This window comes from Glycomyces algeriensis (assembly GCF_027622855.1).
Taxonomy (GTDB): Bacteria; Actinomycetota; Actinomycetes; order Mycobacteriales; family Micromonosporaceae; genus Glycomyces; species Glycomyces algeriensis.
Window position 1 is genome coordinate 169,463 of record NZ_JAPZVR010000002.1, and the last position, 13,630, is coordinate 183,092.

Annotated in this window: 9 protein-coding genes and 1 pseudogene; 6 read left to right on the top strand and 4 right to left on the bottom strand. The window is 71.7% G+C overall.

Annotated features, from left to right (window positions below; all coding sequences use genetic code 11):
* The first annotated feature begins 202 nt into the window (after positions 1-202).
* Positions 203-1,393: a M20 metallopeptidase family protein gene (locus O2L52_RS03975; RefSeq protein ID WP_270114030.1), complete on the top strand. Its 1,191-nt coding sequence runs from the start codon at positions 203-205 to the stop codon at positions 1,391-1,393.
* Here O2L52_RS03975 and O2L52_RS03980 read toward each other — a convergent pair.
* Both O2L52_RS03980 and O2L52_RS03985 read right to left on the bottom strand, forming a co-directional pair.
* On the bottom strand, positions 1,390-2,727 hold the full coding sequence (locus tag O2L52_RS03980) for a Vgb family protein (RefSeq protein WP_270114031.1): 1,338 nt from the start codon (positions 2,725-2,727) through the stop codon (positions 1,390-1,392). The two genes, O2L52_RS03975 and O2L52_RS03980, sit on opposite strands and share 4 nt — an antisense overlap.
* 108 nt (positions 2,728-2,835) lie before the next feature.
* Positions 2,836-3,339, bottom strand: coding sequence for a gluconokinase (locus O2L52_RS03985; RefSeq protein ID WP_270114032.1), 504 nt, complete (start codon positions 3,337-3,339; stop codon positions 2,836-2,838).
* A gap of 209 nt (positions 3,340-3,548) precedes the next feature.
* On the opposite strand from O2L52_RS03985, the pseudogene O2L52_RS03990 reads away from it, so the two are divergent.
* From O2L52_RS03990 to O2L52_RS04005, 4 genes and pseudogenes are all read left to right on the top strand, one after another.
* A pseudogene (locus tag O2L52_RS03990) lies at positions 3,549-4,205 on the top strand (FadR/GntR family transcriptional regulator); the annotation flags it as partial.
* A 352-nt stretch (positions 4,206-4,557) separates the two neighbouring features.
* On the top strand, positions 4,558-5,685 hold the full coding sequence (locus tag O2L52_RS03995) for a hypothetical protein (protein ID WP_270114034.1): 1,128 nt from the start codon (positions 4,558-4,560) through the stop codon (positions 5,683-5,685).
* A 95-nt stretch (positions 5,686-5,780) separates the two neighbouring features.
* Positions 5,781-6,665, top strand: coding sequence for a poly(ethylene terephthalate) hydrolase family protein (locus O2L52_RS04000; protein WP_270114035.1), 885 nt, complete (start codon positions 5,781-5,783; stop codon positions 6,663-6,665).
* Between the two features lie 113 nt (positions 6,666-6,778).
* Positions 6,779-8,482, top strand: a complete 1,704-nt coding sequence (locus O2L52_RS04005) for a LuxR family transcriptional regulator (RefSeq protein WP_270114036.1) — start codon at positions 6,779-6,781, stop codon at positions 8,480-8,482.
* 356 nt (positions 8,483-8,838) lie between these two features.
* Here O2L52_RS04005 and aceB read toward each other — a convergent pair whose 3' ends face one another.
* Together aceB and aceA are read right to left on the bottom strand one after the other, a co-directional pair.
* Positions 8,839-10,428, bottom strand: a complete 1,590-nt coding sequence (gene aceB / locus O2L52_RS04010; RefSeq protein WP_373897057.1) for a malate synthase A — start codon at positions 10,426-10,428, stop codon at positions 8,839-8,841.
* A gap of 108 nt (positions 10,429-10,536) precedes the next feature.
* Positions 10,537-11,844: an isocitrate lyase gene (gene aceA / locus O2L52_RS04015; RefSeq protein ID WP_344472563.1), complete on the bottom strand. Its 1,308-nt coding sequence runs from the start codon at positions 11,842-11,844 to the stop codon at positions 10,537-10,539.
* Positions 11,845-11,983: 139 nt separating this feature from the next.
* On the opposite strand from aceA, the gene O2L52_RS04020 reads away from it, so the two are divergent.
* Entirely contained in the window at positions 11,984-13,612 is a 1,629-nt protein-coding gene (locus tag O2L52_RS04020) for a helix-turn-helix transcriptional regulator (protein ID WP_270114039.1), read from the top strand.
* The last annotated feature ends 18 nt before the right edge of the window (positions 13,613-13,630 follow it).

Below are 13,630 nucleotides of genomic sequence, written 5' to 3' on the forward strand. Positions count from 1 at the left end.
GGGGCCTCCCCCCGCCGGCCCCCCCCCTTTTCAAAGGGCCCCCCCCCGGGGGGCCCCCGCCCCCCCCGGCCCGCGCCCCCGTCCGCGCTGCAGCCCCGCGCAAAGGCCTGTCGCCGCGCAGGCGGGACGTGGCAGTATTGCGGTCACGGGGCGGCTTGCCGTCCGACTAGTTGATGAAACCCAATACGCCCCAGGAGTGCACATGGACTTTCGGGAAGAGGCCGCCGCGATCGCGCCCGAGCTGATCGCGCTGCGCCGCGAACTGCACCGGATCCCCGAGATCGGGCTCGAACTTCCGAAGACGCAGGCGGCCGTGCTCGCGGCCCTGGAAGGCCTGCCGCTGGAGATCACCCTCGGCCGCACCTCGACCTCGGTCACGGCGGTGCTGCGCGGCGGGAAGCCGGGCCCGGTCGTGCTGCTGCGCGGCGACATGGACGCGCTGCCCGTGACCGAGGAGACGGGCGTGGCTTACACGTCCGAGCACGTGGGCACCATGCACGCGTGCGGCCACGACCTGCACACGGCCGGACTCGTGGGCGCGGCGCGGCTGCTGTCCGCGCACCAGGCCGAGCTGGCCGGTGACGTCGTGTTCATGTTCCAGCCGGGCGAGGAGGGCCATGACGGCGCCGGCCACATGATCGCCGAGGGCGTGCTGGAGGCGGCGGGCCGCAAGGCCGATGCCGCCTACGGGCTGCACGTCATCTCGGACATGATGCCGCGCGGGGTGTTCACGACGAAGCCGGGGCCGATGATGGCCGCGTCGTCGGGGCTGTTCGTGGACGTGCGCGGCAAGGGCGGGCACGGCTCGCGCCCGCACGCGACGCTCGACCCGATCCCGGTGGCCGCGGAGATCGTCACGGCGCTGCAGACGCTGGTGACGCGCCGGTTCTCGACGTTCGAGCCGATCGTCATCACCGTGGGCACGTTCCATGCGGGGACGCGGCACAACATCATCCCGGACAACGCGAAGTTCGAGGCGACGATCCGCACGTTCTCGGCCGAGGCGCTCGACCAGGTCGAGAAGGAGTCGGTGAAGCTCGCCGAGGACATCGCGACCGCGCACGGCCTCACGGCCGACGTGCGGTTCGACCGCGAGTACCCGGCCACGGTGAACGACGCGGACGAGGCGGCGTTCGTGGAGGCGACCGTCAAGGACTTGTACGGCGAGGCGCGGTACACGGAGATGCCGTTCCCGGTCATGGGTTCGGAGGACTTCTCGCGGGTGCTCGAGGCCGTGCCGGGCAGCTACATGTTCTACGGCGCGACCATCCAGGACGACCCGGACGACGGGGCGTCCAACCACTCCCCGCGGGCGGCCTTCGACGACAGCGTCCTCGCCGACGGCGCGGCCCTCCTGGCGGAACTCGCCGTGCGGCGCATGGCCCGCGGCTAGGGCCTGTCCTGTGAATCAGACCGGTCGTTATCCGGCCCGTTCACCCGCTCGCTGCGTTGTCGGCCCTCCGAATACAACACCGGTATTCGGAAGGCCTTCCGCGGTCTCGGCGACGCTTGCGAGCCGTCAATCGGTGGAGCGAGCGAACAAACGGACTCGGATACCGCCGCTCCCTGATTCACAGGACAGGCCCTAGCGGGACACGAAGCGCGAACAACGAAGAGGAGGTGAGGGCGGCCCGCAAAGCGGGCCGCTCTCACACGGTTCCTGTCCGGGGTGTTCCCACTGCACCCGGCGTCGGCCGAAGCACCCGCCCCTGCACGCCGTTCGCTTCGCGGCCCCCGCCCGACGCGATCCCGATCGGGTGAAACCCAGGCCCCGGACCGCGTTCTCACCGGTGTTCTGTCGGACCCGGGTGCCACGCTCGAGCCGAGTCCGCGCGTCCCCTCTGGGTGGGTGGGGGTTAGGGACGGTAAGCGGCCTTCAGCTATGCGCACGAGCTCGCCGATCTCCAGGGCCGACCAGACCGCGCCGTCCGGGGCGATCGCGATGCCGTGCGGCTCACTGGCTTCGACCGGCAGGTCGTGGCCGGTGAGGTTCCCGTCCGCGTCCACCCGGCCGATCCGGTTGCCGCCCCATTCGGTGAACCAGCAGCCGCCCTCGGCGTCGGCGACCACCGCGTGCGGCTTCGCGCCTTCGCTCAGCGCGATCGCCGTGACCGTGCCGTCCGCGTCGAGGTGCCCGATGCGGTCGCCCATGATGTCGGCGAACCACACCCCGCTCGCCCCGGCCGCGATGCCGACCGGCGCGGCCCCCTGCAGCGCAAGGGGGATCACCGCCACCGCGCCGTCGCCGTCCACCCGCCCGACCGAGGCCGCGGCGTTGAGCGTGAACCACAGGTCGCCGGTGGGCGCGAGCGCGATGGCGGAGGGGAAGCCGCCTTGGTGCGGGATCGCGAACCGCGAGAGCGCCCCGTCCGGACCGATGCGTCCGATGTGGTCGGTGGCGCTCTCGGTGAACCACACCGACCCGGTGCGGTCGACCGCGATGCCGTACGGCCCCGCGCCCTCGGCCAGCTGCACCTCGCTCAGTTCGCCGTCGGCGCCGACGCGGCCGATCCTGTCGGCCTTGAACTCGCTGAACCAGGCCGCGCCGTCGGGCGCGACGGCGATGACCGTCGGCTGCGACCCCTCATCGAGCTCCCAGTAGACCGGCTCGCCGCCCTCAGGGCCGATGCGGCCCACCCGGCCGCCCTCGGCCACCGTGAACCAGGTCGTGCCGTCCGCCGCGAACGCGATCCCGTACGCGCCCTTGGCCACTGCGATGGTCTCCAACACTCGGTCTCCCTTCGTCGTCGTTACTCCGTACATTGTACAACATTATTTGGCGCGAAAAAAGCGGCCGGCGAGATCACCCCGCCGGCCGCCGCAGCGATGCGGGGCCTAGTGCTCGAGCTCGGCGACGACGCGGTCGACGATCCGATCAGGAGTCGCGGTCACGTCGACGGTGGTGCCGTCCTCGTCGGCACCGAGGGGCTCCAAGGCGGCGAACTGGGAGGCGAGCAGGCTGGGCGGCATGAAGTGCCCGCTGCGGGAGGCCAGCCGCTCGGCGATGACCTCCTGCGTGCCGTGGAGGTGGACGAAGTGGACGCGGGCGCTCGCACCGCGCAGCACGTCCCGGTACTCGCGCTTGAGCGCCGAGCAGGTGACGACGGTGCCCTGACCCGCCTTGTCCTGCTTGCTGATCCAGTCCCGGAGCGTCCGCAGCCACGGCCCCCGGTCGGCGTCGGTGAGCGGGATCCCGGCGGTCATCTTGGCGATGTTCGCCTCCGGGTGGAACTCGTCGGCCTCGGCCATGGGCCAGCCGAGCCGGTCGGCCAGGAGCCGCGCCACCGTGCTCTTGCCCGAGCCCGAGACCCCCATGACCACCAAGCAGGTAGTCGCCATGGACCCCTCCTCTTCGAAAGGCGCACCGCCGAAGGGCGGCGCATGATTGAACGGAAAGGTAACACCAATTGCACCACCCTGCCAACACGGACCGTATAGGATTCGTGCATGGGCGACAGTCACGGGGATGCAACGCACCCGCACCACCGGTTCCGGGCGGCCGCGTGATCGAGCGGCGCAACCGGTCCGGTGCCGGCCTCCACGACCCCATCCTCGAGAAGCTCGGGATGGAGATCGCCGCCGGCGAGCTCCCGGCCGGACACGTCCTCACCCTCGACGGGATCCAGGAGCGGTTCAGCGTCTCCCGCACCGTCGCCCGCGAGGCCATGCGCATCCTCGAGTCCATGGGCCTCGTCGAGTCCCGCCGCCGCGTCGGGATCACCGTGCGCCCCATCGCCGACTGGAACGTCTTCGACCCCAAGGTCATCTGGTGGCGCCTCTCCGGCCCCGACCGCGGCGCCCAGCTGCGCACCCTCACCGAGCTCCGCATCGCCGTCGAGCCCCTCGCCGCCGGCGCCGCCGCCCGCGCCGCCACCGCCGCCCAGCGGGCGCGCGTGGTCGAGCTCGCCGCCCTCCTGCGCACCCTCGGCGAAGCGGCCGACCTGGCCGAGTTCATGGAGCGCGACGTCGAGTTCCACGAACTCCTCCTGCAGGCCAGCGGGAACGAGATGTTCGGCGCGCTCGCCGAAGTGGTCGCCGCGGTCCTGCGCGGGCGCACCCAGCTCGGGCTCATGCCCCACAAGCCGGTCCCCGAGGCCATGGACCTGCACGACGCGGTCGCCGCGGCGATCGCGGAGGGGCGCTGCGCCGAGGCCGAGACCGCCATGCGGGCCCTCCTGGTCGAGGTCCGCACCGCGATGCTCCCGGGATTAGTCCCCTGGTCGCCGCGCGACCCGCCGCCATGGTCCACAACGCTATGGCGCCTTATGTCATGTGATCCGCCTTTGTGGGTACCCCGTTGCTGCGCGCGACGATTCCCTTCGTGCGCATTGCCACACCCGACCGCTTGCAACTTGCTGTAGTACATCACGCGTCACATACCCAGAGAGGTATCCACGACACCCGGACAGCAAGCAGCACACCGAGACCAACCGCGAACCCTTGTGGGGCATGCACCCCCTGCGCAGGAGACTCGCCCGTCCGACCGAACCGTATTTGGGCGGCGACACGGCGTTTCTCCTGGTCTGACCAGTGAAGCACGGTCAGTAACCGCATAGCATGTGCCACAACACCGCCCCGGCCCACAAGGCCGCGACACCACCGCAGATCGGACCAGCCATGCCCGAGTTCGCACCTGTGCGATTGCCGCACTACGACGGCCTAGGCCCGCATTCGCTCCTCGCCGATGTCGCCGCCTGGACCGGCTCCGAGCCGATGCACCGGCTCCTCGCCCTCTTCGGCGGCAGCCTCCCCGGCACCGGCACCGCCGAGGACCTCGCGTACCTCGAGGCCTTCTCGGCCGACCACTGGGACTTCCGGGCCGGCCGCGAACGGCACGAGACCGCGCCCCAGCCGCTCACCCCCGCGCACGAGCACTTCGCCACCGAAGCGGCCCTCGCACTCGGCCTCGGCGCCGCGGCCACCCCGCGCCTCGCGCACTACACGCACGTCCTGGTCCTCGGCGGCCTCGTCGCCTCCTGCCTCTTCCGCACCCGCTTCGCCGCCGAGCTCCTCGCGAGCGGCACCGGCGCGGACCACGTGACCGGCGTGGGCGGCTTCCGGCCGCTCGGCGGCGCCGACCTGGAGTCCGCGGCCCTCAGCGGCATCGACTGCGGCGGTTACGAAGTGGACGCCATCGAGGCGAGCCTCAAGCGCGCCTTCAGCCTCGCCGGCGACCCGCTCGTCGACGAGGGCGGCGACCCGCTCCTGGACCCCGGCCGGGCATGGAAGGTCGCGACGTACACGGCCGGACCGACCACCGTCCGGGCCGTCGCCGCCCCCTCCTCGCAGCCCGGCCGCCGCCGCGCCGACACCGTGGACACCTGCCGGTTCTGGGCCGACCGCGTCGTCGAACTCACCCCCGGCGACAGCGTCCTCGTCGTCACCTCCGCGCCCTACACCGCGTTCCAGCACTGCGACGCGATCACCCACATGGGACTCCCCTACGGCTGCACCGTCGACACCGTCGGCGTCGACCCCGCCACCCTCCCCGAGCCGCACTTCCGCAAGCAGCACACCGCGAGCGGCTACCTCCAGGAGGTCCGCTCGGCCATCCGCTCCATGCGCCGGCTCTACCACACCGCCTACGCCACGGCCCAGACCCCGATCCGGCCCGTCGAATCCGCGGCCGGCCGGCGTTTAACCCCCGACCGCCCGGCCAGGCGGACCGACCGGCGCCGTGGCTGAGCCGCGGGACCGGTGATTTCACCGATGCGCACGCCCCTGATACCAGGGGATATTTACGTCCATCACTTGATGAGTCACGTCAAGGAGGACGCACAATGGACTCAAGCCTCACCCGCAGGCGCACTTCGATCGCCGCACTGCTCGCGGCGGTCCTCGCCGCGATCATCGGTCTCGGCGCCACCGCCGCCCCGGCGGCCGCCCAGAACCCGTACCAGCGCGGCCCCAACCCCACCGAATCGAGCATCGAAGCCCTCCGCGGCTCCTACTCGACGTCGAGCACCAGCGTCTCCTCGCTCGTGGTCGGCTTCGGCGGCGGCACGATCTACTACCCGACGACCACTTCGGACGGCACCTTCGGCGGGGTCGTCATCGCCCCCGGCTTCACCGCCTACGAGTCGTCGATCGCCTGGCTCGGCCCCCGCCTCGCCTCGCAGGGCTTCGTGGTCTTCACCATCGACACCAACACCACGCTCGACCAGCCGGGCCAGCGCGCCGACCAGATCCAGGCGGCACTGGACTACCTCACCGAGAGCAGCACCGTGCGCAGCCGGGTGGACGCCGACCGCCTCGCGGTCATGGGCCACTCGATGGGCGGCGGCGGCTCCCTGGAGGCGGCCCGCGACAACCCGGACATCAAGGCCAGCATCCCGATGACCCCGTGGCACACCACGAAGAGCTGGTCCACGCTCTCGACGCCGACCCTGATCTTCGGGGCCGAGTCGGACACCGTGGCGCCGGTCGGCTCGCACTCGGAGCCGTTCTACTCCTCGATCCCCAGCAGCGGGAACGACAAGATGTACGTCGAGCTGAACGGGGCCTCGCACTTCGCCCCGAACTCCGCGAACACCACGATCGCGAAGTACTCGATCTCCTGGCTCAAGCGCTTCGTCGACGACGACACGCGGTTCGACCAGTTCCTGTGCCCGCTCCCGAACGAGTCCGCCGTGGAGGAGGCCCGCGGCACCTGCCCGCTCGGCTGATCCGAGACAGCGCCTCGGGCGGCGGCCTTCACGGGCCGCCGCCCGATCGGCGTCATCCGATTGGCACCGTCCCGCCCCTTTAAACCGACCGGTCGGTTTTGTACGATGAGAGGATGGGACGGAGCGCACTGCGGCACCCCGACCGGGCCGCAGCGCCCGCACGGAGGTCCCACCTCGCCGCCACGGTCCGCCGCCTCGACGACGGCAGCCTCGCGCTCATCGTCGCCCCCACCGACGCGCACCTGCTCCAGGACGCCGACCGCTCGGGCGCGACCCTCACCGTCCAGGTCGCCCGCGACTCCATCGAGGACGCCGCCCGGGCCGCACTCGCCGCCGGGTCCCGGACCCTCGCCGCCGGTCCCCTCGGCGACGCGTACGCGACCTTCGTCCAGGCCGCGGCGCTCGCCGCCGAGACCGCGCCCGCCCTCGCGGTCACCGCGATCACCGCCGCCGCCGGGGCCGCCTGGTCGGCGGGCGACCGGCGGGCCTGCGCCGGCGCGCTCGCCGCCGCCCGGCGCGCCCTCGAACCCCATGCGGACAACGCGTTCGCCCGTCTCCTCGAGCCTCACACCGACAAGGCATCCGCTCCGCTCCCGGAACCCCACGCGGGCAGCGCGTTCGCCCCGCTCCTGGACTACCTCGCCGGACTCCGCGGCCTCGTCGAAGCGACCCCGGGCGCGGCCCTCTCCCCGCTCGGGCGGGTCCTGGCCCGCGCCGACGAGGACGACGCCCCCGACACCCTGCACCGCGCCGCGGTGGCCGCACTGCTGCTCGGCGACGCCCCCGCCTCGGCCCGGATCGGCATGCGCGCCTTGGCCGCCGCACGCAGCCGGGGCCGCGAGGACCTGATCCCCCAAGCCCTCGAATACCTCGCGTACGCCGAACTGCGCGCCGGCCGCCACGCCCCCGCCAGGGCCCACGCGCTCGAGGGCCTCACCGCCGCAATGCAGGGCGGCCGCGTCAACACCGCCGCCCACCACCGGGCGGTCCTCGCCCTCGCCGCCTCGGTCGAAGGCGACTTCACCGAGGTCGAGACCCAAGCGGCGCAAGCGCTCGCGGTCGCGCGGAGGCACCGGCTCGCGCAGACCGGCACGCTCGCCGAATGGGCGCTCGCCAGGGCCGACCTGAGCCGCGGCAGGCCGGAGGCCGCAGCTTCGCGCCTCCAGGCCCTCGTCCGCCCCGGAGGCGGCCATTTCGCGGTCCGGCCGCTGCTCATGCCGTGCTTCATCGAGGCCGCGGTCCTCGCGGGCCGCCCCGAGGAGGCGCGCCCGGTCGCCGACGAGCTGCGCCTGTGGGCCGGGTTCGGCATCGACCACGGGGCGTTCGCCGCACTGGCCCGGTGCCAGGCGCTACTGGACGGCGACGGCGCGGACGCGCACTTCCGGCGGTCGCTCCAGCTCCACCCGGTCGACGGCGGCGACTTCGAACGTGCCCGCACCCTGCTGCTCTACGGCAAGTGGCTCCGGCGGCGCCGCCAACCGGGCAGGGCGCGGGCGGTGCTGCGCGACGCCCTGCACGGCTTCGAGCGCTGCGGCGCGGCGGGCTGGGTGCTGCAGGCGAACGAGGAGCTGCGGGCCACGGGCGAGCAGCCGAGGGAACCGGCGCGACCGGCCGCTCCGGGCGGCGAAGGACTCGCGGGGCTCACCCCGCATCAGCGGCGCATCGCCGGCCTCGTCGCGACCGGTGCCACCAACCGCGAAGTGGCGCAGACGCTCTCATTGAGCGTCCGCACGGTCGACCACCACCTGCGGAACATCTTCGCCGCCTTGGGCGTGCGCTCCCGAGTGGAACTGGCGAGGCTGGTCCCCCGGTCGTAGCGGCCCGGAATCGCAGCCGCCCTCGGCATCCCGGCCGTCCAGGTCGGCCCCGACGACGCCGGCAGGCCCACGCTCCTGGTACTCGCGGCCGGACTCATCCGCTCGAACCGGACGGCCTCGCCGCGTCGAGCGCATCGCCGCGCGCCAGGGCGAAACTCCCGGAAATGACCGAGCGGCCCAATGCTGGGTTGCCTACCAGCGGCCGCCGGCCGTCGCATTCTCGCGCAGGCCTTCAAGCAAAAGCGACTACCTCGAGGTCGATATATCATGAAAAACACCGATGCAAAAGGGACGGCGGAGCCGGACCGCCTGGGGACGGTGCCGGCTCCGCCGATGGGGACCGCTCAGTGCGGGGCTCAGCCGCCGTTGGCGAGGAACCTCGTGTAGGCGGGAATGGTCAGGAACGTCGGGTACGCCTCCCCCAGCGCGCATTCGGTGAAGACCGCGAGCGCGTCGTCGAAGCGGTCGCCCTCGAAGCGCTCCATGCGCTCGAACTCGTCCTTGAGCAGCCGCTCGACCCAGCCGCGCGTCACCGTCCTGCCGTCGTCCGTGGTCGACCCGGCGTTGATCCACTGCCAGATCTGCGAGCGCGAGATCTCGGCGGTCGCGGCGTCCTCCATGAGGTTGTTGATCGCCGCCGCGCCGATGCCGCGCAGCCACGACTCGATGTACCGCACGCCGACCTCGAGGTTCTTGCGGATGCCGGCCTCGGTGATCTCACCGGGAGTTCCGGCGACGTCGAGCAGGGCCGCCGCGTTCGGCACGACGTCCTCGCGCAGCTTGTCGATCTGGTTCGGCAGGCCGCCGAGGGTCTCGTCGAAGACCGCCATGGCCACGGGCACCAGGTCGGGGTGGGCCACCCAGGAGCCGTCGAAGCCGTCGTCGGCCTCGCGGTTCTTGTCGGCCCGCACCTTCTCCAGCGCGATCGCGTTCGCCTCGGCGTCCTTGCGGCTGGGGATGAACGCGGCCATGCCGCCGATCGCCGAGGCGCTGCGCCGGTGGCAGGTGCGCACGAGCAGTTCGGTGTAGGCGCGCATGAACGGCGCGGTCATGGTCACCTGGTCCCGGTCGGGCAGCACGAAGCGCGGTCCGCGCTCGCGGAAGTTCTTGATGACCGAGAAGATGTAGTCCCAGCGCCCGGCGTTCAGCCCGGAGGAGTGGTGGCGCAGTTCGTACAGGATCTCCTCCATCTCGAACGCGGCGGTGATCGTCTCGATGAGCACCGTGGCGCGGATCGTCCCCTGCGGCACGCCGAGGAGGTCCTGGGCCATGATGAACACGTCGTTCCACAGCCGCGCCTCGAGGTGCGACTCCAGCTTCGGCAGGTAGAAGTACGGGCCGCGGCCCAGCTCGATCAGCCGGTGCGCGTTGTGGAAGAAGTACAGCCCGAAGTCCACCAGGGAGCCCGCGACGGGGACCCCGTCGACCCGCACGTGCAGCTCGGCGAGGTGCCAGCCGCGCGGGCGCACGATGATCGTGGGCAGGTCGGTGAGCGCCTCCCCCTTGAGCCGGTACTCCTTGCCCTGGGGGCTGGTGAAGTCGATGCGCCGCTCTATCGCGTCGCGCAGGTTCACCTGGGAGTCGATCACGTTGTGCCAGTTGGGCGTCGAGGAGTCCTCGAGGTCGGCCATCCAGCATTTCGCGCCCGAGTTGAGGGCGTTGATCGTCATCTTGCGGTCGCAGGGGCCGGTGATCTCGACGCGGCGGTCCTCCAGGCCCGGGGCGAGGGTGGCGACGCTCCAGGAGAAGTCGTCGCGCACGTCCTGCGTCTCGGGCAGGAAGCCGGGGTCGACGCCGTTGCCGATCTTGATGCGGCGCGCCTGGCGCAGTTGCAGCAGCTCCTGGCGGCGGGGCGCGAACGCCCGGTGGAGGGCGGCGACGAACGCCAGCGCCTCCGGGGTCAGGATCTCGTCCTGGCGGTCGACGGCGGGCCCGTTGACCGCGATGCCCGTGTCGTCACGAGTCTCGGTTGTGGTGACCACGTGGTTCTCCTCATGTGGCAGTGCGGGAGCCGGCGCGGGCCGGCTCGCCGCAGCGGACAGGTCGCAGGGCAGCTAGTGGAATTGTCCCGCCTCGGTGGAGCCCGCGAGCGCGAGCGTCTCACTTTGGGGGTTGAGGGCCTGGGTGACGCGGTCGAAGTAGCCGGTGCCGACCTCGCGCTGGTGCTTGGTGGCGGTGTACCCGCGCGACTCGGCCTCGAACTCGCGCTCCTGGAGGTCCACGTAGGCGGTCATGCCTTCGCGGGCGTAGCCGTGGGCGAGGTCGAACATGGAGTGGTTGAGGGCGTGGAAGCCGGCCAGCGTGATGAACTGGAAGGTGAAGCCCATGGAGCCGAGTTCGCGCTGGAACTTGGCGATGGTGTCGTCGTCCAGGTGGCGCTTCCAGTTGAAGGACGGCGAGCAGTTGTAGGCGAGCATCTGGTCGGGATGCTCGGCCTTGACGGCTTCGGCGAACGTGCGGGCGGCGTCGAGGTCCGGTGTGCCGGTCTCCATCCACAGCAGGTCCGCGTAGGGCGCGTAGGCGTTGGCGCGGGCGATGCACGATTCGATGCCGCCGCGCACCCGGTAGTACCCCTCGGGGGTGCGGTCGCCGGTGATGAACGGGCGGTCCCGTTCGTCCACATCGGAGGTGAGCAGCGTGGCGGCCTCGGCGTCGGTGCGGGCGATGATGAGCGTCGGGACGCCCTCGACGTCGGCGGCGAGCCGGGCGGCGTTGAGGGTCCTGACGTGCTGCGAGGTCGGGATGAGGACCTTGCCGCCGAGGTGGCCGCACTTCTTCTCGGAGGCGAGCTGGTCCTCCCAGTGCACGGCCGCCGCGCCGGCCCCGATCATGGCCTTCATGAGCTCGAAGGCGTTGAGCGGGCCGCCGAAGCCGGCTTCGGCGTCGGCGACGATGGGCACGAGCCAGTCCTCGACGCTCTGGATCCCCTCGGCGGCCTCGATCTGGTCGGCGCGCATGAGGGCGTTGTTGATGCGGCGCACCACCTGCGGGACCGAGTTGGCCGGGTAGAGCGACTGGTCGGGGTAGGTCTGGGCGGCGAGGTTCGCGTCGGCGGCGACCTGCCAGCCGGAGAGGTAGATGGCGTGGAGGCCGGCCTTGACCTGCTGGACGGCCTGGCCGCCGGTCATGGCGCCGAGCGCGTGGGTGTACCCGCCGGTGGCGGCGTCCTCGGTGAGCCGGGACCAGAGGCGCTCGGCGCCGCGGCGGGCGAGGGTGTGCTCTTCGGTGACGCGGCCGCGGAGGCGGACCACTTCGGCGGCGGTGTAGTCGCGCTCGGTGCGGGCCCAGCGCGGGTCGGCGGCCCATTCCTGGGCGAGCCGTTCGGCGGCGCGGTCGAAGTCGTCTTCGCGGTCGCGGTTCATGTCGTTCATCGTCGGCTCCGAGCATTCGGGGCCGCAGTTGCGGCCATTACTTGCAGGTAACAACAATCTTTCACTCGTGTCCACGCCTGAGTAGCCGTTTGCGGTGGAAAGATCGTCAGTTCTTCGCAATACTGGGAAAATGACGAACCTGCCCGCGAACCCCTCAGGCCCAGGCGCGGCCCCCGCCCAGAGCAGCGCCGGTGGCAGCGGTAACCAGCCCGCCTCCTCGCGTCTCCAGGGCGCCCGCGCCGCCGCGAAGAACGGCGTTTCCGCCGATCCGGGCGCCGCCCGCCGCCCCTGGGGGGCGGGCGAGGCCGCCGAACTGGCCGCCGACGACACGCGGGTGGACCTCATCAGCCTCGGCAAGCAGATCCGCCACCTGCGCAAGCAGCGCGAGATGAGCCTCGACGACCTGGGCTCGGCCGTCGGCTCCGCCGCCTCGCAGCTCTCGCTGATCGAGAACGGCAAGAAGGAGCCGAAGCTCTCGATGCTGCGGGCCCTGGCCCGCGCCCTCGGCGTCTCCTCGGACGAACTGCTCGGCGCCGAGCCGCCCAACCGCCGCGTCGCGTTGGAGATCGCGCTCGAGCGCGCCCAGCGGAGCGCCCAGTACCGGGCGCTCGGCCTACCGAACGTGAAGCCCTCAGGGCGCACCCCCACCGAGATCCTCGAGGCGCTCGTCGGTCTGCACCGTGAAGTCGAACGCCAGGTCAACCTTCACACTGCCACACCGGAGGAGGCCCGGAGGGCCAATACGGAGCTGCGCCGGCGCATGCGGGACAAGGACAACTACTTCGGCGACATCGAGGCCGAGGCCAGGACCCTCCTCGCGGGCGTCGACTACGCCGGCGGGCCGCTCTCGCAGCACCAGATCGCCGACCTCGCCGCGTACCTGCGGTTCACGCTGCACCATGTGGACGACCTGCCGCACTCCACCCGCTCGGTCACCGACCTCAAGCACCGCCGGATCTACCTGACGCAGGTCGGCACCGGCTCCCACGACCCCCGCACCGTCCTGCTCCAGGCCCTGGCGAGCCATGTGCTGCAGCACGAGGTCCCGCGCACGTACCTGGAGTTCCTGGGCCAGCGCGTGGCGACGAACTACCTCGCCGCCGCGCTGCTCATCCCCGAGTCGAGCGCCGTGGCGTTCCTGCGACAGTCGATGACGGGCAAGGAGATCGCGGTCGAGGACCTGCGCGACAACTTCGCGGTGTCCTATGAGGCGGCGGCGCACCGCTTCACCAACCTGGCCACCCACCACCTGGGGATCAGGACCCACTTCCAGAAGGTCCACAAGTCCGGGATCATCTTCAAGGCCTACGAGAACGACGACGTGGCGTTCCCGGCCGACCCGACCGGCGCCATCGAGGGGCAGCCGATCTGCCGCTACTGGACGAGCCGCCAGGTGTTCGACGTGCCCGACAAGTTCAACGCCTTCAACCAGTACACGGACACGGCGACGGGCACCTACTGGTGCACCGCCCGCACCGAGCGCAGCGCGGACGGCCTCTTCTCGCTGAGCATCGGCGTCCCGTACGAGTCGGCGAAGTGGTTCCGCGGCAAGGAGACCAAGGCCCGCTCGGTCTCCAAGTGCCCGGACCCGGACTGCTGCCGCAACCCGCCGCGGTCCCTCGCCGACGCCTGGTCGGGCCAGGCCTGGCCCACCGCCCGCGCCGCCAGCTCCCAGCTCGCCGCCATGCCCCTGGGCTCCTTCCCCGGCGTCGACGAGACCGAGGTCTACCAGTTCCTGGAACGCCATTCGAAGGAGTAACCGCGGGTCGGAAAGGGG